27 protein-coding genes are annotated in these 21,529 nt (G+C 70.3%); 14 read left to right on the top strand and 13 right to left on the bottom strand.

Annotated elements, in window-relative coordinates:
- Nucleotides 1-42 precede the first annotated feature (42 nt).
- Nucleotides 43-678 (bottom strand): class I SAM-dependent methyltransferase, encoded by a 636-nt coding sequence (locus tag ACE37J_RS07965; RefSeq protein ID WP_409709708.1) that lies wholly within the window; start codon nt 676-678, stop codon nt 43-45.
- Nucleotides 679-782: 104 nt separating this feature from the next.
- On the opposite strand from ACE37J_RS07965, the gene ACE37J_RS07960 reads away from it, so the two are divergent.
- The 11 genes from ACE37J_RS07960 to ACE37J_RS07910 all read left to right on the top strand — a co-directional run bounded on the left by ACE37J_RS07960 (nt 783) and on the right by ACE37J_RS07910 (nt 11,908).
- Nucleotides 783-2,684 (top strand): AMP-binding protein, encoded by a 1,902-nt coding sequence (locus ACE37J_RS07960; RefSeq protein WP_409709705.1) that lies wholly within the window; start codon nt 783-785, stop codon nt 2,682-2,684.
- An 88-nt stretch (nt 2,685-2,772) separates the two neighbouring features.
- Nucleotides 2,773-3,564, top strand: coding sequence for a response regulator (locus ACE37J_RS07955; protein ID WP_409709702.1), 792 nt, complete (start codon nt 2,773-2,775; stop codon nt 3,562-3,564).
- Nucleotides 3,561-4,961, top strand: a complete 1,401-nt coding sequence (locus ACE37J_RS07950; protein ID WP_409709699.1) for a sigma-54-dependent transcriptional regulator — start codon at nt 3,561-3,563, stop codon at nt 4,959-4,961. Before ACE37J_RS07955 ends, ACE37J_RS07950 begins: the two co-directional genes overlap by 4 nt.
- A gap of 117 nt (nt 4,962-5,078) precedes the next feature.
- On the top strand, nt 5,079-5,360 hold the full coding sequence (locus ACE37J_RS07945) for a BrnT family toxin (RefSeq protein WP_409709696.1): 282 nt from the start codon (nt 5,079-5,081) through the stop codon (nt 5,358-5,360).
- Nucleotides 5,320-5,616, top strand: coding sequence for a BrnA antitoxin family protein (locus ACE37J_RS07940; RefSeq protein WP_409709692.1), 297 nt, complete (start codon nt 5,320-5,322; stop codon nt 5,614-5,616). Before ACE37J_RS07945 ends, ACE37J_RS07940 begins: the two co-directional genes overlap by 41 nt.
- A gap of 88 nt (nt 5,617-5,704) precedes the next feature.
- Complete coding sequence (locus ACE37J_RS07935; RefSeq protein ID WP_409709689.1) at nt 5,705-6,721, top strand: ABC transporter ATP-binding protein; 1,017 nt, start codon at nt 5,705-5,707, stop codon at nt 6,719-6,721.
- Nucleotides 6,711-7,697, top strand: a complete 987-nt coding sequence (locus tag ACE37J_RS07930) for an ABC transporter ATP-binding protein (protein ID WP_409709686.1) — start codon at nt 6,711-6,713, stop codon at nt 7,695-7,697. Before ACE37J_RS07935 ends, ACE37J_RS07930 begins: the two co-directional genes overlap by 11 nt.
- Nucleotides 7,698-7,812: 115 nt before the next feature.
- Entirely contained in the window at nt 7,813-9,528 is a 1,716-nt protein-coding gene (locus ACE37J_RS07925) for a peptide ABC transporter substrate-binding protein (RefSeq protein WP_409709683.1), read from the top strand.
- A gap of 69 nt (nt 9,529-9,597) precedes the next feature.
- Complete coding sequence (locus ACE37J_RS07920) at nt 9,598-10,611, top strand: ABC transporter permease (RefSeq protein WP_409709680.1); 1,014 nt, start codon at nt 9,598-9,600, stop codon at nt 10,609-10,611.
- Nucleotides 10,604-11,524: an ABC transporter permease gene (locus ACE37J_RS07915; protein WP_409709677.1), complete on the top strand. Its 921-nt coding sequence runs from the start codon at nt 10,604-10,606 to the stop codon at nt 11,522-11,524. The genes ACE37J_RS07920 and ACE37J_RS07915 overlap by 8 nt, the downstream gene beginning before the upstream one ends.
- A gap of 9 nt (nt 11,525-11,533) precedes the next feature.
- On the top strand, nt 11,534-11,908 hold the full coding sequence (locus ACE37J_RS07910; protein ID WP_409709674.1) for a ScnB-like protein: 375 nt from the start codon (nt 11,534-11,536) through the stop codon (nt 11,906-11,908).
- Here the strand turns inward: ACE37J_RS07910 and truA are convergent.
- The 6 genes from truA to ACE37J_RS07880 all read right to left on the bottom strand — a co-directional run bounded on the left by truA (nt 11,881) and on the right by ACE37J_RS07880 (nt 15,280).
- On the bottom strand, nt 11,881-12,651 hold the full coding sequence (truA, locus tag ACE37J_RS07905; RefSeq protein WP_409709671.1) for a tRNA pseudouridine(38-40) synthase TruA: 771 nt from the start codon (nt 12,649-12,651) through the stop codon (nt 11,881-11,883). The genes ACE37J_RS07910 and truA overlap by 28 nt on opposite strands.
- Before the next feature lie 102 nt (nt 12,652-12,753).
- Nucleotides 12,754-13,245, bottom strand: a complete 492-nt coding sequence (locus ACE37J_RS07900; RefSeq protein ID WP_409709668.1) for an ATP F0F1 synthase subunit B — start codon at nt 13,243-13,245, stop codon at nt 12,754-12,756.
- A gap of 7 nt (nt 13,246-13,252) precedes the next feature.
- On the bottom strand, nt 13,253-13,834 hold the full coding sequence (locus tag ACE37J_RS07895; RefSeq protein ID WP_409709666.1) for a F0F1 ATP synthase subunit B': 582 nt from the start codon (nt 13,832-13,834) through the stop codon (nt 13,253-13,255).
- A gap of 71 nt (nt 13,835-13,905) precedes the next feature.
- Entirely contained in the window at nt 13,906-14,145 is a 240-nt protein-coding gene (locus ACE37J_RS07890; RefSeq protein WP_409709663.1) for a F0F1 ATP synthase subunit C, read from the bottom strand.
- A gap of 39 nt (nt 14,146-14,184) precedes the next feature.
- Nucleotides 14,185-14,946: a F0F1 ATP synthase subunit A gene (locus tag ACE37J_RS07885; RefSeq protein WP_409709660.1), complete on the bottom strand. Its 762-nt coding sequence runs from the start codon at nt 14,944-14,946 to the stop codon at nt 14,185-14,187.
- Nucleotides 14,930-15,280 carry an AtpZ/AtpI family protein gene (locus tag ACE37J_RS07880; RefSeq protein ID WP_409709658.1) on the bottom strand — a complete coding sequence of 117 codons (351 nt, stop codon included), beginning with the start codon at nt 15,278-15,280 and terminating at the stop codon, nt 14,930-14,932. The genes ACE37J_RS07885 and ACE37J_RS07880 overlap by 17 nt, the downstream gene beginning before the upstream one ends.
- Before the next feature lie 237 nt (nt 15,281-15,517).
- Between ACE37J_RS07880 and ACE37J_RS07875 the strand changes: the two genes are divergently transcribed.
- A complete protein-coding gene (locus ACE37J_RS07875) occupies nt 15,518-15,961 on the top strand; it encodes a helix-turn-helix domain-containing protein (RefSeq protein WP_409709655.1) in 444 nt (147 codons plus the stop codon).
- A 6-nt stretch (nt 15,962-15,967) separates the two neighbouring features.
- Here ACE37J_RS07875 and ACE37J_RS07870 read toward each other — a convergent pair whose 3' ends face one another.
- Nucleotides 15,968-16,438: an Lrp/AsnC family transcriptional regulator gene (locus ACE37J_RS07870; RefSeq protein ID WP_409709651.1), complete on the bottom strand. Its 471-nt coding sequence runs from the start codon at nt 16,436-16,438 to the stop codon at nt 15,968-15,970.
- Nucleotides 16,439-16,547: 109 nt separating this feature from the next.
- Here ACE37J_RS07870 and phhA point away from each other — a divergent pair, with 109 nt between their 5' ends.
- A complete protein-coding gene (gene phhA, locus ACE37J_RS07865) occupies nt 16,548-17,414 on the top strand; it encodes a phenylalanine 4-monooxygenase (protein WP_409709648.1) in 867 nt (288 codons plus the stop codon).
- Nucleotides 17,415-17,481: 67 nt separating this feature from the next.
- Nucleotides 17,482-17,754: a hypothetical protein gene (locus ACE37J_RS07860; protein ID WP_409709645.1), complete on the top strand. Its 273-nt coding sequence runs from the start codon at nt 17,482-17,484 to the stop codon at nt 17,752-17,754.
- 55 nt (nt 17,755-17,809) lie between these two features.
- On the opposite strand, the gene ACE37J_RS07855 is transcribed toward ACE37J_RS07860, so the two are convergent.
- The 5 genes from ACE37J_RS07855 to ACE37J_RS07835 all read right to left on the bottom strand — a co-directional run bounded on the left by ACE37J_RS07855 (nt 17,810) and on the right by ACE37J_RS07835 (nt 21,521).
- A complete protein-coding gene (locus ACE37J_RS07855; protein ID WP_409709642.1) occupies nt 17,810-18,016 on the bottom strand; it encodes a cold-shock protein in 207 nt (68 codons plus the stop codon).
- 165 nt (nt 18,017-18,181) lie between these two features.
- Complete coding sequence (locus tag ACE37J_RS07850) at nt 18,182-18,928, bottom strand: SseB family protein (protein ID WP_409709639.1); 747 nt, start codon at nt 18,926-18,928, stop codon at nt 18,182-18,184.
- Nucleotides 18,925-20,010: an alpha/beta fold hydrolase gene (locus ACE37J_RS07845; RefSeq protein ID WP_409709636.1), complete on the bottom strand. Its 1,086-nt coding sequence runs from the start codon at nt 20,008-20,010 to the stop codon at nt 18,925-18,927. Before ACE37J_RS07845 ends, ACE37J_RS07850 begins: the two co-directional genes overlap by 4 nt.
- An 82-nt stretch (nt 20,011-20,092) precedes the next feature.
- A complete protein-coding gene (locus ACE37J_RS07840; protein ID WP_409709633.1) occupies nt 20,093-20,683 on the bottom strand; it encodes a uracil-DNA glycosylase family protein in 591 nt (196 codons plus the stop codon).
- Nucleotides 20,684-20,726: 43 nt separating this feature from the next.
- Nucleotides 20,727-21,521, bottom strand: a complete 795-nt coding sequence (locus ACE37J_RS07835; protein ID WP_409709630.1) for an SDR family NAD(P)-dependent oxidoreductase — start codon at nt 21,519-21,521, stop codon at nt 20,727-20,729.
- Nucleotides 21,522-21,529: the final 8 nt, after the last annotated feature.

Genomic DNA, 21,529 nt, shown 5'->3' with positions numbered 1-21,529 from the left:
GCGGAGGGCGCGGGGATTGTCACGCGCCCCGCGCGGCCCGGCTCAGACCGCCTTCGCGACGATGAACCGCCCCCGCCCCGGCGCGCCGTGATCCTCCGCCGCGAGGAGGGAGAACCCAGCCGCCTCGATGACCGCCTGCACCTCCGCGACCGGCCGGAAGACCACCGCGGGCGCCTTGCCGAGCGCCTGCATGACGGGAACGACGAGGCGGATCAGCCGGAAGGAAAGCGGCTGCGGCGAGGGCACGGCGGCGCTTTTCGAGATGAAGAGCCCGCCCGGCTTCAGAAGCGCGCGGACGCGCCGCGCGGCGGCGGGCAGGTCCTCCAGCAGGTGCAGGAGGTTGAACGCCAGCACGGCGTCATAGGGCTCCCCTTCGAGCGCCGCGTCGGAGAGACCGGCGCGCAGGAGCCGCACGTTCTGCGCGCCCGCCTCCGCCGCCCTGCCCTCCGCAATGCGGATCATCTCGCCGGAGAGGTCCGTCGCCGTCAACGACGCGACGGAAGGGGCGAGCCGCAGCGCGGTCGTCCCCGTGCCGCATCCGATCTCCAGCGCCCGGTCCAGGGGGCGAAGCCGCTCCGCCGTGCGGCGCAGCGTCAGCTCGTAGGTTTCGGGGTCGGAGACCTTGCTCGCGGCGTAGCGCTCCGCGATCCCGTCCCAGAATGTCGCGGCGTCCCGCATCGCAGCCTCCTTTCGCGGCCCGGTCGCCCGCGTCGCGGGGCGGCCCGGCACTTGCCGCCAAGGCCATATCATGCTTCCCCTCTGGAAAAGCGAGGGGAAGCGCCATGAGCTATCGCGGGGCATATGAAGGCTGGAAGGCCGATCCGGAAGCGTTCTGGATGGAGGCCGCGAAGGCGATGGAGTGGAGCCGCCCTCCCTCCCGCGCGCTCTTCCCCGAACGGGCCCCGCTTTACGAGTGGTTCGCGGACGGGGAGATGAACACCTGCTTCAACGCGGTGGACCGGCACGTCGCCGCCGGGCGCGGCGACCAGGCGGCGATCATCCACGAGAGCCCGATCACCGGCTCCACCCGCATCGTCACCTACGCGGAATTGCAGGACCTCACCGCCCGGCTCGCCGGCGCGCTCGCGCGGCGCGGCGTCGCGAAGGGGGACCGGGTGGTGATCTACATGCCGATGGTGGCGGAGGCGGCGGTGGCCATGCTGGCCTGCGCGCGGATCGGCGCCGTCCATTCCGTCGTCTTCGGCGGCTTCGCGGCCAACGAGCTCGCCGTGCGGATCGACGATTGCAAGCCGAAGGCGGTGATCGCCGCCTCCTGCGGGATCGAGCCGGGCCGGGTGGTGGACTACAAGCCCCTGCTCGACGGGGCCATCGACATCGCGAAGCACAAGCCCGAATTCTGCGTGATCTTCCAGCGGCCGGAGAAGCCCGCCGCGCTCGTCGAGGGGCGGGACGCGGAATGGTTCGCCTTCCAGGAGGGGGCGGCGCCCGCCGCGCCCGTTCCCGTCGGCGGGGCGGAGCCGCTCTATGTGCTCTACACATCGGGGACGACGGGGCAGCCGAAGGGCGTCGTGCGCCCCTCCGGCGGCCATGCGGTCGCGCTGCACTGGACGATGCGGAACCTCTACGGCGTCGGGGCGGGGGACGTGTTCTGGGCGGCGTCCGATGTCGGCTGGGTCGTCGGCCATTCCTACATCGTCTATGGCCCGCTCCTCGCCGGCTGCGCGTCCGTCCTCTTCGAGGGCAAGCCCGTGGGCACGCCGGACGCGGCGACCTTCTGGCGCGTCATCGCGAAGCACAAGGTGAAGAGCTTCTTCACCGCCCCCACCGCCTTCCGCGCGATCAAGCGGGAGGACCCTGCGGGCGCGCTCGTCGCCGGGCACGACCTTTCCTCGCTCAAGGCGCTCTATCTCGCGGGCGAGCGGTCGGACACCGACACGGTGAACTGGGCCGCGCGCCTCCTCGGCGTTCCCGTCGTGGACCATTGGTGGCAGACGGAGACGGGCTGGGCGATCACCGGCGTCCCGCTCGGCCTCGAACCCGGCTGCGAGATCAGGCTCGGCACGACGGGCCTCGCCATGCCGGGCTATGACGTGCGCATCCTTGACGAGGGCGGGCATGAAGTTCCCCCCGGCACGCTCGGCGCCGTGGCGGTGAAGCTGCCGCTCCCGCCCGGAACGCTGCCGACGCTCTGGAACGCCGAGGCGCGGTTCGTGAAGTCCTACCTCACCACGTTCCCCGGCTGGTACGAGACCGGCGACGCCGGGATGAAGGATGCGGAGGGCTATCTCCAGATCATGGCGCGGACGGACGACGTCATCAACGTCGCCGGCCATCGCCTCTCGACCGGGGCGATGGAGGAGGTGCTTTCGGACCATCCGGACATCGCGGAATGCGCCGTCGTCGGGATCGCGGACGATCTGAAGGGGCAGGCGCCGCTCGGCTTCCTCTGCCTCAACAAGGGCTGCGCGCGGCCGCACGGGGAGATCGTGGCGGAGGCGGTGAAGCTGGTGCGGGAGCGGATCGGCCCCGTCGCCGCCTTCCGCCTCGCCGTGGTTGTGGACCGCCTGCCGAAGACGCGCTCGGGCAAGATCCTGCGCGGAATCATGGCGAAGATCGCGGACGGCGAGAGCTTCCGCCAGCCGGCGACGATCGACGACCCGGCGATCCTCGACGAGATCGCCGCCGCGCTCGCCGGCCTCGGCCTCCCGCCCGCGCGCGGATGAACGCCGCCGATTAATTTGCGATTTGCAAATAGCCGCTAAGAGGAGGCACGGTAGAACAAGATCGGCGTACGCGGAGGGACCGGGGTCCATGAGTGTTGAGACGGAGAGCGGCCTTGAACGGCTGAAGGGGATGTCGATCCTCCTCGCCGAGGACAACGTGACCAACCAGCTCGTCGCGACGCAGATGCTTCAGACCCTCGGCGCGGAGGTGGACATCGCCTCCGACGGCGCGATCGCGCTCGAACGGCTGAAGGAGCGCGTCTATGACGTGCTGCTCATCGACATCGAGATGCCCCGCGTTTCCGGCCTCGACGTGATCCGCGCGATCCGGGCCGATTCCGGGCCGCTCGCGGAGGCGCCGGTGATCGCGCTCACCGCCTATGCGATGCAGGAGCACCGCGACAAGATCGCCAAGGTCGGCGCGGACGGGCTGATCGCCAAGCCCATCACCTCGATCCGCCAGTTCGGGCTCGACATCCTCAGCCTGATGGACGGGCGGCGCGCCCGCTCGGCGAAGCCGGCGGAAAGCGCCGGCCTGATCGAGCGCACGATCTATGACAGCCTCGCCGCCTCCATCGGCGAGGAGGTGATGGGCGAGCTGCTGACCCGCGTGGAGGCCGACCTCGCCTCCATCCGCGCGCGGATCGACACCGCGGCGGAGGAGGGCGACGTGGACGAGATGCGCGGCGCGAGCCACATCCTCGTCAGCGTCGCCGGCGCCGTCGGCGCCGTCCGGCTCCAGCGCCATGCGGAGAAGCTGAACCGCCTCGCCAACGATCAGGACATGGACGGCGCCGCCGCGCTCGCCGCCGAGGCGCTGCCGGAGCTCGACGGGGTGATGCGCTTCGTCATCGCGGAGCGAAAGGCCAAGACCGCGTGAGCGAGCCCCCACGAGCGCCGATCCTGCTGGTCGAGGACACGCGCTCGCTCGCCCTCGTCTATGAGGGCGTCCTGAAGCGGGAGGGCTACGCCGTCGACTGCGCCTATCTGGCGGAGGAGGCGCGGGCCCGGCATCAGGGCGCGGAGGGGCGCCTCGTCCTCCTCGACCTCATGCTGCCGGACGGGGACGGGCTCGACCTCCTGACGGAGATGCGGGCGGCGGACCCGGCGGGGAAGATCATCGTCATCACCGCCAACGGCTCGATCAACCGCGCGGTCGAGGCGATGAAGCGCGGCGCGTTCGACTTCCTCGTGAAGCCGTTCGACGAGCGGCGCCTCCTCTCCGCCGTCTCCAACGCGATGAAGGAGATCGGCGCGCCCGAGCCCGCGGCCCGCGCCCGCGGCGACGTGGAGGGCGGCGCCTTCCACGGCTTCATCGGCCGCTCCCCCGCGATGCGGGAGGTCTATCGCCTGATCGGGGATATCGGGCGCTCCACCGCCACGGTGTTCATCACGGGGGAGAGCGGCGCGGGCAAGGAAGTCGCCGCGCAGGCGATCCACGCCGAGTCGGGCCGCGCGAAGGGCCCGTTCATCGCGCTCAATTGCGGCGCGATCCCGCGCGACCTGCTGGAATCCGAGGTCTTCGGGCATCTCCGCGGCTCCTTCACCGGCGCGATAGCGGACAAGCCGGGCGCCGCCGCGGCGGCGGACGGGGGCACGCTCTTTCTCGACGAGATCTGCGAGATGGACCTCGCGCTCCAGACCAAGCTCCTCCGCTTCCTCCAGACCTCGACGGTCACGCCCGTCGGCGCCACGACGCCGCGCAAGGTGGACGCGCGGATCATCTGCGCGACCAACCGGGACCCTGTGGCGGAGGTTCGCGCCGGGCGGTTCCGGGAGGATCTCTTCTATCGCCTCCATGTCGTGCCGATCCACCTGCCGCCGCTCCGCGACCGCGGGGAGGACGTGATCGAGGCCGCGGAGGCCTTCCTGCGCCGCTATGCGCGGGAGGAGGGAAAGCGCTTCTCCCGCCTCTCGCCCGGCATGAAGGACGCGCTCCGCGCCATGCCCTGGCCCGGCAATGTGCGCCAGTTGCAGAACGTGATCTGGAACGTCGTGCTGCTCCACGACGCCGAGGAGGCGACGCCGGAGATGCTGCCGCCCGGCCTCGCCGGCTCCGTCTCGCCGCCCGCCGCGCCCGGCCCCTCCGCCGCCGCGCCGCTCGATTTCTCCGCCCGGATCGAAAGCCTCGTCGGCGCGACGATGGCGGAGGTGGAGCGGGAATTCATCGAGGCGACGGTCGCCGCGCATGGCGGCTCCGTCCCCAAGGCCGCCCGCGTGCTCGACCTCAGCCCCTCCACGATCTACCGCAAGCGGGAGAGCTGGACGAAGGGGTGAGCGGGCGGCGGTTGACGGGCGTAATGCGATTGTATATACAAAGATCCAAGGCTCGCATCTAGACGGGCTGCCCCGGGAACATATGCGCCCCAAACGGGCCAAAGGGGACTTTGAACTATGAGCGAACGGCTTTCGTTCGAATATGATGACCAAAAGCGCATAAAGAACCTCGCCAAGCACGGCATCGCCTTCGAAGACGCGATCCTTGTCTTCGAAAACCCCGTGCTCGAATTCGCCAGCCCGCGCGAAGGCGAGGAGCGCTTCATTGCGATAGGCCCGCTTGGCGGCGTCTTCATCGCAGTAATCTTCACGATGCGGGGCGAAGTTCGCAGGATCATTTCGGCAAGGAGGGCGAGGCGTGGCGAAATCGGGAAGTATCACGAAGCTTACGCTCTCTGAGGCGAAGAAGCTGAAGGGCGTGACGGAGTGGGAGGCGCTGCGCGCCCTTCCCATTCCCGAGGATTCCGAAGCCGAGACCGATAACGAGGACGAGGCCTTCGACTGGGCGAACGCCGAAATCGTCCATCCCGTCCCGAAGGAGCTCGTCTCCATCCGGCTCGACAAGGACGTGCTCGACCATTTCCGCGCAGGCGGGAAGGGCTACCAGACCCGCATCAACGCGGTCCTCAAGGCTTACGTGAAGGCGCAGCGCTAGTCGCTGCATCGCCTCTTGCGGCGCCGCAGCGAATGGTGTTGTGTTTTCCCAATCACAACGCCCCAAGGGCGCGCCGACAGGGAAGCGTATGACGGATCAGCGAGAGGCGGCTTCGCCGCCGGTGCTCGACGTTCGCAATCTTGAAACCGTGTTCCGCGTGCGGGACGGTCAGGTCCATGCGGTGAACGGCGTGAGCTTCGCAGTGCGGGAGGGGGAGCTTCTCGGCGTCGTCGGGGAATCCGGCTCCGGCAAGTCCGTCACCATGATGTCCCTGATGGGCCTCCTGCCCTCCCCGCCTGCGATGGTGACGGGCGGCGAGGTGCTGTTCCAGGGCCGCGACGTGCTGAAGATGACGAAGCAGGAGATGCGCGCCCTCCGCGGCGGCGATATCGGCTTCGTCTTTCAGGACCCGATGACCTCGCTCAACCCGGTCTTCACCGTCGGCTTCCAGATCATGGAGCCGCTCCGCGTCCATCTCGGCCTCTCGAAGGCGCGGGCGCGGGAGCGGGCGGCGGAGCTTCTGGCGCTGGTCGGCATCCCCTCGCCCGCGGCGCGGCTGGACGATTACCCGCACCAGTTTTCCGGCGGCATGCGCCAGCGCGTGATGATCGCCATCGCCCTCGCCTGCGACCCGAAGGTGCTGATCGCGGACGAGCCGACCACCGCGCTCGACGTGACGATCCAGGCGCAGATCCTCGACCTCGTGCAGAAGCTCCGCACCGAGCTCGGCATGGCGGTGATCTGGATCACCCACGATCTCGGCGTCGTCGCCGGCATCGCGGACCGGGTGATGGTGATGTATGGCGGCCAGGTCGCCGAACAGGCGCCGGTGGCGGAGCTCTTCGCCCGGCCGCAGCATCCCTATACCCGCGCCCTGATGCAGACCCTCCCCGATCTCGGCGGCGCGCGGAAGGAACGGCTGCTGACCATCGCCGGGCAGCCGCCGATCCTCCGCGCCGCGCCTTCCTCCTGCCCCTTCGCGCCGCGCTGCGCGCATGTCCACGCGAAATGCCGGGAGGCGAACCCGCCCGTTCTCGATCGCGGCGACCGACACGAGGTCGCCTGCTGGTGGACCCCGCCGCAGGAGGGACGCGATGCCGCTTGACGCAGCGAAGGCGGAGACGCTGGTCAGCGTCCGCGGGCTCTCGATGCATTTCCCGATCTACGCCGGCATCTTCCGCCGGCAGGTCGGCGTCATCAAGGCCGTGGACGATGTGAGCTTCGAGATCGGCCGGGGCGAGACGCTGGGCGTCGTCGGCGAGTCGGGCTGCGGCAAGTCCACGACGGGGCGCGCCGTGATCCGCCTCTACAAGCCGACCGCCGGCTCGATCTTCATCGACGGCAAGGACATATCGAGGACGGAGGGGGACGCGCTCCGCCGCCTCCGCCCCTCGATGCAGATGATCTTCCAGGACCCGCAGGCCTGCCTCAACCCGCGCATGACCGTCGGCTCCATCATCGCCGAGCCGCTGGACGAGCACCGGCGCGACATGAGCCGCGCCGAGCGGCAGGACAAGGTGCGCGCCCTGCTCGACCAGGTCGGCATGAATCCGGATTTCGCGAACCGCTATCCGCACGAGTTTTCCGGCGGCCAGCGGCAGCGCATCGGCATCGCCCGCGCGCTGGCGCTCGACCCGAAATTCATCGTCTGCGACGAGCCCATCGCCGCGCTGGACGTCTCGATCCAGGCGCAGGTCGTCAACCTGCTGGAGGACCTGCAGGACCGGCTGGGCCTCACCTATCTCTTCATCAGCCATGACCTTTCCATGGTCCGCCACATCGCGGACCGGGTGGCGGTGATGTATCTCGGCAGGCTGGTCGAGCTCGCGAGCCGCGACGCGCTCTACGAGAGCCCGCGCCACCCCTATACGAAGGCGCTCCTTTCCGCCGTGCCGACGGTGGAGAAGCGGAGCGTGGAGCGCATCATCCTCCAGGGGGACGTGCCCTCGCCCGCCAACCCGCCCTCCGGCTGCGTCTTCCGCACCCGCTGCCCGGTGGCCGAGGCGCGCTGCGCGGCCGAGGTTCCCGCCTTCCGGAAACTGGCGGACGGGCGCGGCGTCGCCTGCCATTTCGCGGCATGAGGGCGGGAATTCGCCCTTCCGCGCGGCGGAGCATCCGCTATCGTCAGCTGAGGGCCGCCCGGAAAACGGGCGGCGCCGACATCGTCACAAGGTCAACAGACAGGGAGCCTGAACAATGACCGGACTGAAACATCTACTCGCCGCGGGCACGGCGCTGGCGCTCTGCGCCGGCCCCGTCCTCGCCGAGCGGGGGGCCGACGGCGAGCTCAAGATCATCTACTGGCAGGCGCCGTCCACGATGAATCCGTTCCTCTCCGGCGGGACGAAGGAGGTCGAGGCGGCGTCGATGGTCATCGAGCCGCTCGCCCGGTTCGACGACACCGGCGCGCTGACGCCGCTGCTGGCCGAGGAGATCCCGACCGTCGAGAACGGCGGCGTCTCCGAGGATCTGACGACGATCACCTGGAAGCTGAAGCAGGGCGTCCTCTGGTCCGACGGCACGCCCTTCACCGCGGCGGACGCGATCTTCACCTGGCAGTATTGCACCAACCCCGACGGCGGCTGCGCGCAGACCAGCTATTTCGAGGGCGTGGCCGGGATGGAGGCGCTCGACGACCATACGCTGAAGATCACCTATTCCGAGGCGAAGCCCTTCCCCTACACCGCGCTGGTCGGCTCCGAGAGCCCGATCATCCAGGCGAAGCAGTTCGCCGAATGCACCGGGGCGAAGGCGCCGGAATGCACGGAGCAGAACTTCAACCCGATCGGCACCGGCCCGTTCCGCGTCGTCGAGTTCCGCGCCAATGACGTCATCACGCTCGAGGCGAACCCGAACTATCGCGACCCGGCGAAGCCCGCCTTCGCGACCGTGACCTTCAAGGGCGGCGGCGACGCCGAGTCCGCGGCGCGCTCCGTCCTCCAGACGGGCGAGTTCGACTACGCCTGGAACCTCCAGATCAGCCCGGAAGTGCTGAACGAGATGGAGGAGGCCGGCAAGGGCAAGGTCGTCGTCGCCTTCGGCACCTCGGTCGAGCGCATCCATGTCAACTTCACCAACCCCGACCCGGCGCTCGGGCCGGACGAGCGCTCCGTCTGGAAGGAGGACGGCTCGAACGCGCATCCGATCCTCTCCGACATCCGCGTCCGGAAGGCGCTCTCCCGCGCCATCGACCCGGTGATCCTGACGGAGATCGGCTACGGCAAGACCGGGCGGCCGACCTGCAACGTCGTCCCCGGGCCGGACATCTACGTCTCCACGGCGAACGACGCCTGCCTGACGCAGAACATCGAGGAGGCCAAGGCGCTGCTGGACGAGGCCGGCTGGGTCCCCGGCCCTGACGGCGTGCGGGAGAAGGACGGCATGCGCCTCTCCTTCCTCTACCAGACCTCCACGAACGCGGTGCGCCAGGAATTCCAGGCCATCATCAAGGAATGGTGGAGCGAGATCGGCGTCGAGACGGAGCTGCGGAACATCTCCGCCAGCGTCTTCTTCGGCGGCGACCCGAACTCGCCGGACACGTTCCAGAAGTTCTACGCCGACCTCGAGATGTACACGAACAACTTCTCGGGCGTCGATCCGGAGGCCTACATGGCCAACGCGATCTGCGACAAGGCCCCGCGGCCGGCGACGCAGTGGCAGGGCGAGAACATCATGCGCTTCTGCGATCCGGCCTATGACGCGCTCGCGGCGGAGCTTTCGCGCACCGCGGGGCTCGAGGCCCGGGCGGAAATCGTGAAGCAGATGAACGACATGCTCATGCAGAACTACGCCATGATCCCGCTCGTCCATCGCGGCGGCACCTCCGCGCACGCCAACAGCCTCGGGGGCGTGAAGATCTCCGACTGGGACAGCGAGCTCTGGAACATCGCGGACTGGCATCGCGTGAAGTGACGCGCTGAACGCGGGGGCGGCCTTCCGGGGCCGCCCCCTTTTTTCCCACGGGATCGCACGGGACCATCGATGCTCCGATACGCCGCAAGACGCCTCCTGATCTCGATCCCGACATTGCTCGCGATCAGTTTCATCGTCTTCGCGCTGCTCGACCTTGCGCCCTCGGACCCGACGGCGAACCTGCCGCTCACCATTCCGCCCGAGGTGCGGGAGAAGATCCGCCTCTCCCTCGGCCTCGGCGAGCCCTTCATCATCCGCTATTTCAAATGGCTTGAGCAGTTCCTCATCAATGAGCCGCTCGCCGTCCTCGAACAGATGACCGGCCTGACGATCGGGGACAGCGAGAACCGCCTCCGCGTCCTCTCCTGGGCCACCCGCTCCCCCGTCACCGACCTCATCGTGGAGCGCCTGCCGCAGACGCTCTGGGTCGTCGGCATGTCCTATGTCGTCGCCGTGCTGATCGCGGTGCCGCTCGGCGTCATCTCCGCCTACCGGCAATACTCGCTCTTCGACCAGATCGGCACCTTCATCTCGATGCTCGGCTTCTCGATCCCGACCTTCTTCACCGGGCTCCTGCTGATCGTCGTCTTCTCGGTCTGGCTCGGCTGGCTGCCTTCGATCTACGACACCACCCATGTCGTGGAGGACTGGGACAGTTTCTGGTTCCAGGTGAAGCAGATGGCCATGCCCACCATGGTCCTCGCCCTCGCCAACGCCAGCCAGATCAGCCGCTTCATGCGCGCCTCGATGCTCGACAACCTGACGCAGGATTATGTCCGCACCGCCCGCGCCAAGGGCGTGCGGGAGCGGACGGTCGTCCTGCTCCACGTTCTCCGCAACTCCCTCATCCCGGTCGTCACCGTGATCGCGCTCGGCGTGCCGACGATCTTCGGCGGCGCCATCGTGACCGAGCAGATCTTCCGTGTGAACGGCATCGGCGCGCTGCTCATCACCGGGATCGAGTCGAACGACATCCCGCTCGTCCAGACGCTGACCTTCATCTTCGCGATCCTGATCGTCGTCTTCAACCTGATCGCCGATCTCCTCTACGGCGTGCTCGACCCGAGGATCCGCTATGACTGACGCGACCGCAGCGGCGGCCGCCGCCGCGCCGACGGCGCATCGCTCGCTCTGGGGCGATGTCTGGCGGCAGTTCCGCGCGCATCGCGGGGCGATGATCGGGGCCGGCGTCTTCGGCTTCATCCTTCTAGCCGTGATCTTCGGCCCGATGCTTTGGACCATCGACCCGGGGACCACCAATCTCCGCGCCCGCAACATGCCGATGAGCTGGGCCCACCCGTTCGGGACGGACAATGTGGGGCGGGACATGCTGGCCCAGGTGCTGGCGGGCGGGCGAGTCTCGCTCGCGGTCGGCATCACCGCGATGGCCGTCTCGATGCTGATCGGCGCGGTGATCGGCGTCCTCGCCGGCTATTTCCGCCGGCTCGACGGGCCGCTGATGCGGCTCACCGAGCTGTTCCTCGCCCTGCCGATCCTGCCCCTCCTCCTCGTCGCCATCCTCCTCTTCCGCGATACGCTCCGGGCGAATTTCGGGCCGGAGGCCGGCGTCTTCCTCCTCATCGTCGTCATCATCGGCGTCACGAGCTGGATGCAGACGGCGCGGATCGTGCGCGGCGAGGTGCAGACGCTGAAGGAGCGGGAATTCGTCCTCGCGGCGCAGAGCATCGGCACGAAGGAGGGCCGCGTCATCACGCGGCACATCCTGCCCAACGTCCTCTCGCCGATCATGGTCTCGGCGACCATCGGCATCGCCGCGGCGATCATCACGGAATCGACCCTCTCCTTCCTCGGCCTCGGCTTTCCGCCCGACTTCCCGACCTGGGGGCGGCTCCTCTTCGACGGCAAGGACTTCATGACGCGGTCGCCCGGCCGCGTGATCTGGCCGGGGCTCTTCATCAGCCTTACGGTGCTCTCCGTGAACTTCATCGGAGACGGGCTCCGCGACGCGATGGACCCGCGGATTCGCGGGCGGTAGGAGGCGCGCATGCACGACCATCACCATCACCACGATCATGGCGAGGAAGAGGGGCGCCGCTGGCATGACATGGGCGGCCTCCCGCCCGCGGACCCGGCCATCGACCCCGCCCTGCACGATTACGCGCTCTGGGAAAAGCGGGTGGACGCGCTGATGGTGCTCGCCACCTCCAAGGGCCTCTTCACGGTGGACGGCCTCCGCCGCGTGCTGGAGGACATGGGCCCGGAAGCCTTCGAGACGCAGAGCTATTACGAGCGCTGGATCCAGGCGGTGACGCAGAACCTGATGGAGGCCGGCGCCTTCACCCCCGGCGAGCTCGGCGCGAAGATGGCCGAGGTGGAGGCGCGGGGCGAGACCTACGGCGAGTGCTCGCTCGGGCGCTGAGAGCCCGGATACCGCACCGCCACGAGATAGAGCCCCTGCGGCGGCGCGACCGGGCCGCAGGCCGCCCGGTCCCTCGCTTCGAGCGCCGCGGCCACATCCCGCGGCGCCCAGGCGCCGGCGCCCACCCGCTCCAGCGTGCCGACGAAGCTCCGCACCTGATTGTGAAGGAAGCTCCGTGCGCGGGCGACAATGTGGATCTCCTCCCCCGCACGGCTCACCCGCACTTCGTCCACCGTCTTGACCGGGCTCTTCGCCTGGCAGAGCGCGGCGCGGAAGGTGGTGAAGTCGTGCCGTCCGACCAGCGCCTGCGCCGCGCTGTGCATCGCCTCCGCGTCGAGCGGTTGGCGCAGATGCCAGACGCGCCCGCGATCCAGCGCGGGCGGCGCGCGGCGGTTGAGGATGCGATAGAGATATTCCCGCTCCACGGCGTCGAACCGCGCATGGAACGCCGCCCCCGCCGCCTCCGCCGCGATGACGGAGACAGGCGCGGGCCGGAGGTGATGGTTCAGCGCCTCCATGAGCCGGAACGGCTCCCAGTCCCGCTCAAGGTCCAGATGCGCCACCTGGCCGAGCGCATGGACGCCGGCATCGGTGCGCCCCGCGCCCTGCACATGCGCCGCATCCCCGGTCAGCCGCAGAACCGCTTCCTCCAGCGCCTGTTGCACGGAAGGCCGGTCCGCCTGCCGCTGCCAGCCGGAAAAGGGGGCGCCGTCATATTCCAGGGTGAGGCGGTATCGCGGCATGGGCGGGGGATAGCGCGGCCTGCGGGGCGGGGGAAGGGGCGGGGGAGAAAGCGAAGGGGCGCGCGATGCCTCGCGCGCCCCTGCTGTTTCCGGCGACCGGCCTCAGTGCAGCTTGGCCGAAACGTCCTTGATCGCCTGCGCGAGATAGGCTTCCGCCGCCTCGCCCGTCATCTTGCCGGCGATGACCTTGCCGGCGGCCTCGATGGCGACCGCCACGGCGCGGTCCTTCACCTCGCGGATCGCCGCGGCCTCGGCCGAGGCGATCTGCTCGTCGGCCTTCTTCAGCCGGCGGGTGATGGAGGCTTCGAGCTCGGCGCGGCCCTGTTCGGCGGCGCGGGCCGCCTCGGCGCGGGCGCGGGTCACGATCTCCTGCGCCAGCTCCTCGACTTCCTTCTGCTTGCGCTCGTAGGAGGCGAGGAGCGCCTGCGCCTCCTCGCGGAGCCGCCGCGCCTCGTCCAGTTCCTTCGCGATCTTGTCGGCCCGCGCGTCCAGCATCGCGGCGACCTTGCCGGGCACCTTGAGGTAGACGATCAGCGCGATGAAGAGGAGGCTGGAGAGGCCGACCACAAGGTCGCTGTTTCCGAAGAAGCTCATCATCGGCTCACCTCCCGAGGAGTTCGGAGACGGCGGCGCGCGCCGCCTTGTCGTCGCCCATGCCGGGCGCGACGGCTTCGATCACCGCGCCCGCCGTGTCCGCCGCGACCTCGCTGACGGCCTCCGCGGCGCTCTCGCCGATCTCCGCGATCCGCTTCTCGCCCTCGGCCGCACGGGCCGCGATCTCCGCGTCCGCCTTCGCGACGGCGGCGGCGTAGTCGGCCTGGACGGCGTCCTTCGCCCCCTGCGCGATCTCCTGCGCCTTGGCGCGGGCGTCGGCCAGCGCCTTCTCGTAGGCGGCCTCGGCCGCCTCGGCGTCCCGCCGGAAGGTCGCGGCGCGGTCGAGATCGTCCTCGATCTTCTCGGAACGCTCCTCCAGCCCCGCGGCGATGCGCGGCAGGATCACGTTCTTCATCAGGAGGAAGAGCACGACGAGCGAGACCACGAGCCAGAAGATCTGGCTCCCCCAGCTGTCGAAATTCAGCTGCGGCATGCCGCCCTTCGCCTCGCCCTCGGTCGCCGCAAGGGCGGGGGCGGCGAGAAGCGCGGCGCCGCTGGCCATGACGGCCGAAATGCGCATGTGGACCATCCGGCCCTCCCGATCGTTTGGGCCGCGCGCCCCGACGGCGCGCAGCCCTGTCGCCTTGAAAACGCCCGCCGTCAGACGGCGAACATCAGCAGCAGCGCGATCAGGAAGCCGAAGATGCCGAGCGCCTCGGCGAAGGCGATGCCGAGGAACATGGTCGCCGTCTGGCCCCCGGCCGCGGCCGGGTTGCGCAGCGCGCCGGCGAGGTAGTTGCCGACGACGTTGCCCACGCCGATGCCGGCGCCGGCCATCGCGGTGCAGGCCAGGCCCGCGCCGATATACTTGCCCAGGAGGGCCGCAGCTTCAGCTTCCATCTTTCGTCTCCTTGAATGGATGGATTGGGATGCGCCCGCTCAATGGTGCGAGTGGAGCGCGTCGTTGAGATAGATGCAGGTGAGGATCGAGAAGATGTAGGCCTGCACCACGGATACGAGGAGTTCGAGCGCCGTCATCCCCATCATGCCGACGATGGGCAGGACGACGAGCGGGCCGAGCCCGGCGGCGACGATCATCGCCGCCAGCCCCGCGAAGACCTTCAGCACCGCATGGCCCGCCATCATGTTGCCGGCGAGACGGATCGAATGGCTGAGCGGCCGCACGAAGAAGGAGATGACCTCGATGACGGCGAGGACGGGGCGGAGCGCGGCCGGCGCGCTCGTCACCCAGAACATGCCGAAGAAGCCGATGCCCTGCCGCATCACGCCGATGACGATGACCGAGCAGAAGACGGCGAGCGCGAGCACGCCCGTCACCGCCACATGGCTCGTCGTCGTGAAGGAGCCCGGGATCATGCCGAGGAGGTTGGAGAAGAGGATGAACATGAAGAGCGTGAAGATGTAGGGGAAGAACTTCACCCCCTCATGGCCCAGCACGTCCGTGCACATCTGCCTGATGAAGCCGTAGAGGATTTCCGCGACCGAGGTCATCCGCGTCGGCACGAGGTTGCGCCCCCGACCGCCGAGGAGGAGGAGCGCCGCCACCGCGGCAACGGCCAGCGCCATCCACAGCGTCGAATTGGTGATCGTGAAGAGCCCGAGCTCGTCGCCGAAGAGCGGCTTGATCTCGAACTGCTTCATCGGGTCGATGACAACCTCGCCGTCAGGTCCCGTCGCCATTGTCTTCCCTTCTCTTCTCCGGCGCGCGCTGCGCCGGATGGTCCTTCTCGTAGTCCCGCGCCGAGCCCAGCATCACGCGGACGCCGGCGGCGAAACCGAACATCGTCATGACGATCAGGAAGAGGGGCAGCGTGCCGAAAAGGCTGTCCATCCCCCATCCGAGCCCCGCGCCGACGAGAATGCCGGTCACCAGGTCGATCGTCATGCGCCAGCCGAACCCGGCGGCGGAAAACTTGCCCTTCGGCGCGGGCGGCGGCGGTTTCCGCGCCTCGCGCGCCGCCTCGATCCGCGCGGCGAGAGATTTCAGGGGGTCTTCCGGGGGTCGCGTCGTCACGTCGCGCCGCCTCCGCTCGCCTCTGGGCCCTCTCCTCGCCGGGGCGGACATTAGGCCGGCCGGGTGCGCTGCGTCAATGCCGCAAGCGGATTTGGGGCTGAGAGGCAAGTCCATGATCTGGATGGATTTTCTATCGCCTGCGACAGGCCGGCGCAGGGGCGGCGCAGATTCGCCCTTGCGGCGCGGAATACAAACCATACCATACGGTATTGCACGAACGGAGCCGGAGAGACACCAGTGGCGCGCCTCGGGCGGGAGGATTGGCTGGCGCTCGGGCGCGCGGCGATCGAGGAGGAAGGCCCCTCGGGGCTGACGGTCGAGGCGCTGACGCGGCGCGCGGGGAAGACCCGCGGCTCCTTCTATCATCATTTCGAGAGCCAGGGCGCCTTCCTTCGCGCGCTGGCGGCGGCGTGGGCCGCCGAAGGCGGCGAGGGGCTGGCGACGGAGCGCGGCCTTCGCGCGATCCCCGAGGCGGCGGAGGCGCTCGCGGCGGCGGACGCGGCCCGCCTCGCCCGGTTCCGCGCCACGCTCCCCGCCCCCGGGCCCGAGGGCGAGGCCTATGCCGAGATCGCCCAGGCCCTCCGCCTCGGCGCCCTGCTCATGCCCGCGACGACGGAGGCGCGGCTCGCCGAACTCCAGGCCCTGCTCGCCGCCATGGTCGAGGCGCACTGGCACGAATGAGCCGCGTCAGAGCGGCAGCGCGGTCGAATATTTCAGCTCCTTGAGCGAGAAGGAGCTTGAGGCCGAGGCGACGGAAGGATGCGCGAGCAGGCGCTCCATCAGGAACGCCTCGTATTCCGCCACGCCGGCGACGCGGATCTTCAGCAGGTAATCCCGCCCGCCCGCGGTCGAATGGCATTCCATCACCTCCTCCGCCGCGGCGACGAAGCGCTCGAACGCCGCCCGCTTCTCCGCCGCATGGTCGCGCAGCGTGACGTCGGCGAAGACGCAGAGCGCGCGCCCGGCCTTCGCCGGATCGAGGAGCGCGACGCGGGCGCGGACCAGCCCCGCCTCCTCCAGCGCCTTCACCCGCCGCCAGGCCGAGGCGGGGGAGAGCGCGGCGGCCTCGGCCAGCCGCTCCAGCGTCGCCCCCGAATCGGCCTGCAGCCGGCGCAGGAGCGCGCGGTCGGCCGGCGACAGGGGGATTTCTTCGCTCATTGACGCCTCTGCGAAAGAATTTCGCGCATCTTGCTACAGAAGCGAGCGGTTTGAAAAGCATTTCCGCCGCTTTCGCGGCACTCTCCCCGAAAGTCAGAGGAGACAAGCCATGGAAGCCGCAGCCGCCCGCCTCCGCCGCGAAGCCGGCCCCGTCGCCGCCGATTTCACCATCGACCAGCGCTGGAGCGCCTATTCGCCCGAGGAGCACGCGCGGTGGGACGCGCTGACGGCCCGCATGATGCGCCTCCTCCCCGACCGCGCCTCCGCCGCCTTCCTGAAGGCGACGGAGAGCCTCGCCCTCTCCGAAGGCGGCATCCCGGATCTCGAGCGCCTGTCGGACCGGCTGGAGTCGCGGACGGGCTGGCGCGTCGTCGGCGTGCCGGGCCTCGTGCCGGACGAAGTGTTCTTCGACCATCTCGCCAACCGCCGCTTCCCCGCCGGTTGCTTCATCCGGGACGAGGACGAGATGGACTACATCGAGGAGCCGGACATCTTCCATGACGTCTTCGGCCATGTCCCGCTCCTCGCCGATCCGGCCTACGCCGCCTTCATCCAGGCCTATGGCGAGGGCGGCCTGCGCGCCATGAAGCTCGGGCGGCTGACGGAGCTCGCCCGGCTCTACTGGCACACGATCGAATTCGGCCTCGTGCGGGAGGCGGAGGGGCTGCGCATCTTCGGCGCCGGGATCATGTCCTCCCCCTCGGAGACCGTCTTCGCGCTGGAGGATCCCTCGCCGAACCGCATCGAATTCGATCTCGAACGGGTGATGCGCACCGAATACCGGATCGACGACCGGCAGCAGACCTATTTCGTGATCGAGAGCTTCGATTCGCTCCTCGAAGCGGCGATGGCGGATTTCGGCCCGATCTACGCCCGGCTGGCGGACGGCGCCGCCTTCCGCCCCGGCGAGATCGCGCCGGGGGACAGGGCGCTCCATCGCGGCACGATGGCGGCCTTCGGCGCGAAGGCGGCCTGAGCCTTCCTCACGAAGTCGTGAGCGCCCGCGCCTCGCCCGCCCCGCGCGGGGCGCCAGCTTTTCGGGCATGACCAGATTCGCTCCGCCGTTCCTCGCGCTCGCCCTCGCCGCCTGTTCCGGCGCGCCCGGCGCCAGCGTCGCGCCGGACGGCGCGATCAGCCGAAACACCTGCAACACGATGGATTGGCGCGCCGTCGGCTTCAACCACGGCTATCGCGGGCTCGACCCGGAAGCGTCCTTCACGATGATGGAGAACCGCTGCGCCGGGCACGGCTTCCATGCCGACCGGGACGGGTATTTCGAGGGTCACGCGGCCGGCGCGGCGCGGGCCGGCGGCTGACGCAAAGAAAAACGCCGCCCCGGGGGGGGCGGCGCTCTTTCGGCGAAAGCCGAATTCAGCCGGAGATCGAGCTCACGGCGGTCTTGCCGCTGCGCTTGTCGATCTCGGTCTCGAACGTGACCTTCTGGCCTTCCTTCAGCGAGCGCATGCCCGCGCGCTCCAGCGCGGTGGCGTGGACGAACACGTCCTTGCCGCCGTCATCCGGCTGGATGAAGCCGTAGCCCTTGGTCTCGTTGTAGAATTTCACAGTTCCGGTCGTCATTGGGTCGTCCTCTAGTCGCGCCTGCCGCGGGATTGCGGCTTTGCGGCGCAGTCCGATCTAGGAAACCCAACTCCTCCCGCGGGTCGAAACCCGTGCGTCATCGTCAGATAGTCCAGCCATCGTCTGGACTCTCCTTATCCGAAACCGGGCAGGAAAACAAGGCGATCACCGGAGCTTCGGCGGGCCCGCCAGCGGCGCGGGCGGTTGCGGGGCCGCCGGCTCGAAGCCGAAGCCGACGCGCCGCGCCGCCTCCAGCCGCCGGTCGCCCTCTTCCAGCACGGCGATGGCGAAGGCCGCGCGCTCCCCGCCGGCGAATCGCGCCGTCTCCGCCAGCGCCGCCACCGCCGCGCGCTCCGCCGCCGGCTCCGCGAGCCGCAGGCAGAGCAGCAGGCCCTCCCCCTCCGCCCCGCAGAGCCAGGCCTCCGCCAGCGCCGGCCCGAGCCCGGCGAGCCGCGCGTCGATCCGGCCGAGAAGGTCGGGCTCCGCCCCGAAGGGCTTCGTCAGCGTCACCCCGTCGCCCCGCGCGGCCTCGATCGGCTGGCGCAGCGCCTCCGCCGCCCAGGCGAGGGCGGAGAGCGGCAGCACCGTCGCCGAAGGCGCGTCGCCGAGATTGAGGCCGAGCTGCGCCCCCGCCCCCGCGCACATCTCCGCCAGCGCCCGCCCCGAAAGCGTCAGATGCGCCGCCTCGTCCCCCATGAAGGACGCGAGCCGCGCCTCGGTGTCGAAGGCCAGCGCCGTCTCCGCGCCCTCCACCGGGAAGGTCAGCGGCTGCGGCGCCTCGTCGGACAGCGTCGCCGGGTCGATGGCGAGGAAGAGCTCCGTCGCCGCGAATGTCTCCCAGAAGCGCGCCGTCTCCGCATCGCCCCCCGCCTCGGAGGCCGCCCAGGCCCGGTCCAGCGCCGTCTCCGTCACGATCTCGCCTCCATCCATTCCGCCGCGTCGCGCCAGACCCGTTCGCGCTGGTGGTCGCGGAAGAGAAGGTGCCAGCCCTCCGGATAGAGGATCAGCGCCTTCGGCCCGCCGAGCGCCTCGTGGAGCGCGAGCACGGCGTCCCGCTCCGCCACCTCGTCCCGCTCTCCGTAAAGCGTCAGCGCATCGAGCGAAAGGCGGGGCGCCGCCGCCACCGCCCGGTCCATGACCTGAACGAGGCCGAAAAGCTCCCGGCTCGAAGGCCGCCCGAGATAGAGCGGGTCGCGCCCGAGGGCGATCAGCGCCTCGTCATTGTCCGAGGCGCGGATGGTGACGATCCCCTCCCCCGTCCAGCGCGTCTCGGGGAAAAGGAGCGCGCCCGCCCAGGCCGCCGCCCGCCACGGGAGCGGCAGCGCCTCCCCGCCCTGCGCCGCGGGCGCGGCGAGGATAAGCCCGTCCGCCTCCCCGCCCTCCGCCAGCCCGGCGAGCGCGACGGCCCCGCCCATCGAATGCCCGATTGCGAAGAGCGGCAGGCCCGGATGACGCGCCCGGAGCGCCGCCGCGACGGCGCGAAAATCCGCGATCAGCGCCTCCGCCCCCGGCCAGCGCCCGCGGCTTTCGTTCCGCCCGAAGCCGCGCTGGTCATAGGCGTAGACGAGAAAGCCCCGGCCTGCCCAGAATTCCGCGGGCCCGGAGAAGGTCGAGGGCCCGTAATCCCCGAAGCCGTGCACGGCGAGGACGACCGCGCGCGGCGCCGAAGCCGGCTCCCATCGCGAAAGCGCGAGCCGCTCGCCCCCCGCCCCGGCCACCGACCCGTCCTCCACCGTCGCGGGCGCGAGCGGCGGCGCCTCGCCGAGCGGCCCGCCGGCGCAGCCCGCGAGGAGGAGGAGCGCGGCGAGCGCGGCCTTGAGAGACCGCCCCTTTGCGGCCGGGGCGTCGCCTTCCGCCCCCCCCCGCGACCCTTGGCCTGTGCGTCCAGCACGGGCCGCGCCCGCCCCTGCGGGGGGGCGGGCGCTCTCCGCCGGCGCAGGGGGCTCCAGCGTCGTTCGGAGCGGAACGACAAAGCCCTGCAAACCCCGCCTCATGGCGCCCGCCAAGGGGCGCGCGCGGCCCTCCGTCCGCCGTTCGGGCCCGGGCCGGCCGCAGATCCCGGATACAAACCCGCCTTCAAAGCCACGCCGCGACCCGCGCCCGCAGCGCCGGCAGCGCCTCCGCCTCGAACCACGGGTTCCGCTTCAGCCAGCCCGTGTTCCGCCAGGACGGATGGGGCAGCGGGAACGCCGCCTCCCCCAATGTCCGCCAGGCCGCCACCGTCTCCGTCACCCCCCGCCGCGCGCCGAGCGCCCAGCCCTGCGCATGAAGCCCGACGAGGAGCGTCAGCCGCAGCTGCGGCATCAGCGAGAGCGCCCGCTCCCGCCAGAGCTCGGCGCAGAGCTTCGGCGGCGGCAGGTCCGCCCCCTTCGCGTCATAGCCCGGAAAGCAGAACGCCATGGGCAGGATCGCGATGCGCGCGCGGTCATAGAACGTCTCCCGGTCCACCCCCATCCAGCCGCGCAGCCGGTCCCCCGAACGGTCATCGAAGGGCAGGCCCGATTCGTGCACGCGCAGCCCGGGCGCCTGCCCCGCGATCAGGATGCGCGCCGTATCGGACAGCCGGGTGACGGGCCGCGGCGCATGGCGCGTCTCCGTCGCCGCGAAACGCCCGGCGCAGGCGCGGCAACCGGCGATCTCGGCTTCGAGGGAGAGGAGGGCGCTCATCGCGGCGGAGGATGCGCGGGGGCGCCGGTCTGTCAAGCGGGGGTCAGGAACAGGAAGCCGCCGCCCGCTCCTTCCAGTCCGGATGCCAGCGGGAGAGCGGCGGGCGGTTTTCCGCCACGTCCCCCGCGGCCCAGAGGATGCGCTTCCTGTCCATCTCTTCCGTCGTCTCGTCATCCGGGCAGAGGATGTAGAAATCGCCCGCCGCGAGCCCCGCCAGCATCCGGTCGACGACCTGCTCCGGCAGCCAGGCGCCCGGCCGGTGCGCCGCGTCACCCGTCGTCGTCCAGCCCGGGATGAGGAGATGGGCGGAGACGCGCGGGCCGGGCCGGGCCCTCAGCTCATGCTCCAGCCCCTCAGTCCAGCTCTTCAACGCGGCCTTCGCGGCGTTGTAGGCCGGGTGGCCGGGCGGGTTGGTGATCCCCTGTTTCGAGCCGGTGTTGACGATTGCGCCCCCCGCCGCCGCCATGTCCGGCAGGAACACGCGGCAGGCCTCCGCCACCGCCCAGAAGTTCACCTCGAAGGCGGCCCGCCAGTCTTCCGGCGCCGCGTCGAAGCCGCGCCCGGCGCGGGAGGCGGCGTTGTTCATCAGGAGCGCGGGCGCCCCGAGCGCGGGCAGGAGCGCCGCGCGCATCGCCTCCACCGCGCCGGGGCGGGAGAGATCGACCTCGATCTTCAATCCCCCGGCCTCCGCCGCCGCCGAGTCGAGCTTCTCGCCCGGCAGGTCCGCGAGGGCGACGCGCATGCCGCGGGCGGCGAGGGCGAGGGCGGCGGCGCGGCCGATGCCGCTCGCGGCGCCGGTGATCAGCGCCACGGCGCCGGGCTTTACGGGGTCGGGCATGGGAACCT

It is taken from the genome of Pikeienuella sp. (genome assembly GCF_046290545.1).
Classification (GTDB): Bacteria; Pseudomonadota; Alphaproteobacteria; order Rhodobacterales; family Rhodobacteraceae; genus Pikeienuella.
This window is presented reverse-complemented; position numbering and strand designations above follow the sequence as displayed.

Coding starts and splice junctions, on each gene's coding strand:
- ACE37J_RS07965 (WP_409709708.1), bottom strand. CDS start 678: ATGCGGGACGCCGCGACATTCTGGGACGGGATCGCGGAGCGCTACGCC.
- ACE37J_RS07960 (WP_409709705.1), top strand. CDS start 783: ATGAGCTATCGCGGGGCATATGAAGGCTGGAAGGCCGATCCGGAAGCG.
- ACE37J_RS07955 (WP_409709702.1), top strand. CDS start 2,773: ATGAGTGTTGAGACGGAGAGCGGCCTTGAACGGCTGAAGGGGATGTCG.
- ACE37J_RS07945 (WP_409709696.1), top strand. CDS start 5,079: ATGAGCGAACGGCTTTCGTTCGAATATGATGACCAAAAGCGCATAAAG.
- ACE37J_RS07935 (WP_409709689.1), top strand. CDS start 5,705: ATGACGGATCAGCGAGAGGCGGCTTCGCCGCCGGTGCTCGACGTTCGC.
- ACE37J_RS07930 (WP_409709686.1), top strand. CDS start 6,711: ATGCCGCTTGACGCAGCGAAGGCGGAGACGCTGGTCAGCGTCCGCGGG.
- ACE37J_RS07925 (WP_409709683.1), top strand. CDS start 7,813: ATGACCGGACTGAAACATCTACTCGCCGCGGGCACGGCGCTGGCGCTC.
- ACE37J_RS07920 (WP_409709680.1), top strand. CDS start 9,598: ATGCTCCGATACGCCGCAAGACGCCTCCTGATCTCGATCCCGACATTG.
- ACE37J_RS07915 (WP_409709677.1), top strand. CDS start 10,604: ATGACTGACGCGACCGCAGCGGCGGCCGCCGCCGCGCCGACGGCGCAT.
- ACE37J_RS07910 (WP_409709674.1), top strand. CDS start 11,534: ATGCACGACCATCACCATCACCACGATCATGGCGAGGAAGAGGGGCGC.
- truA (WP_409709671.1), bottom strand. CDS start 12,651: ATGCCGCGATACCGCCTCACCCTGGAATATGACGGCGCCCCCTTTTCC.
- ACE37J_RS07900 (WP_409709668.1), bottom strand. CDS start 13,245: ATGAGCTTCTTCGGAAACAGCGACCTTGTGGTCGGCCTCTCCAGCCTC.
- ACE37J_RS07895 (WP_409709666.1), bottom strand. CDS start 13,834: ATGGTCCACATGCGCATTTCGGCCGTCATGGCCAGCGGCGCCGCGCTT.
- ACE37J_RS07890 (WP_409709663.1), bottom strand. CDS start 14,145: ATGGAAGCTGAAGCTGCGGCCCTCCTGGGCAAGTATATCGGCGCGGGC.
- ACE37J_RS07885 (WP_409709660.1), bottom strand. CDS start 14,946: ATGGCGACGGGACCTGACGGCGAGGTTGTCATCGACCCGATGAAGCAG.
- ACE37J_RS07870 (WP_409709651.1), bottom strand. CDS start 16,438: ATGAGCGAAGAAATCCCCCTGTCGCCGGCCGACCGCGCGCTCCTGCGC.
- phhA (WP_409709648.1), top strand. CDS start 16,548: ATGGAAGCCGCAGCCGCCCGCCTCCGCCGCGAAGCCGGCCCCGTCGCC.
- ACE37J_RS07860 (WP_409709645.1), top strand. CDS start 17,482: ATGACCAGATTCGCTCCGCCGTTCCTCGCGCTCGCCCTCGCCGCCTGT.
- ACE37J_RS07855 (WP_409709642.1), bottom strand. CDS start 18,016: ATGACGACCGGAACTGTGAAATTCTACAACGAGACCAAGGGCTACGGC.
- ACE37J_RS07845 (WP_409709636.1), bottom strand. CDS start 20,010: ATGAGGCGGGGTTTGCAGGGCTTTGTCGTTCCGCTCCGAACGACGCTG.
- ACE37J_RS07840 (WP_409709633.1), bottom strand. CDS start 20,683: ATGAGCGCCCTCCTCTCCCTCGAAGCCGAGATCGCCGGTTGCCGCGCC.
- ACE37J_RS07835 (WP_409709630.1), bottom strand. CDS start 21,521: ATGCCCGACCCCGTAAAGCCCGGCGCCGTGGCGCTGATCACCGGCGCC.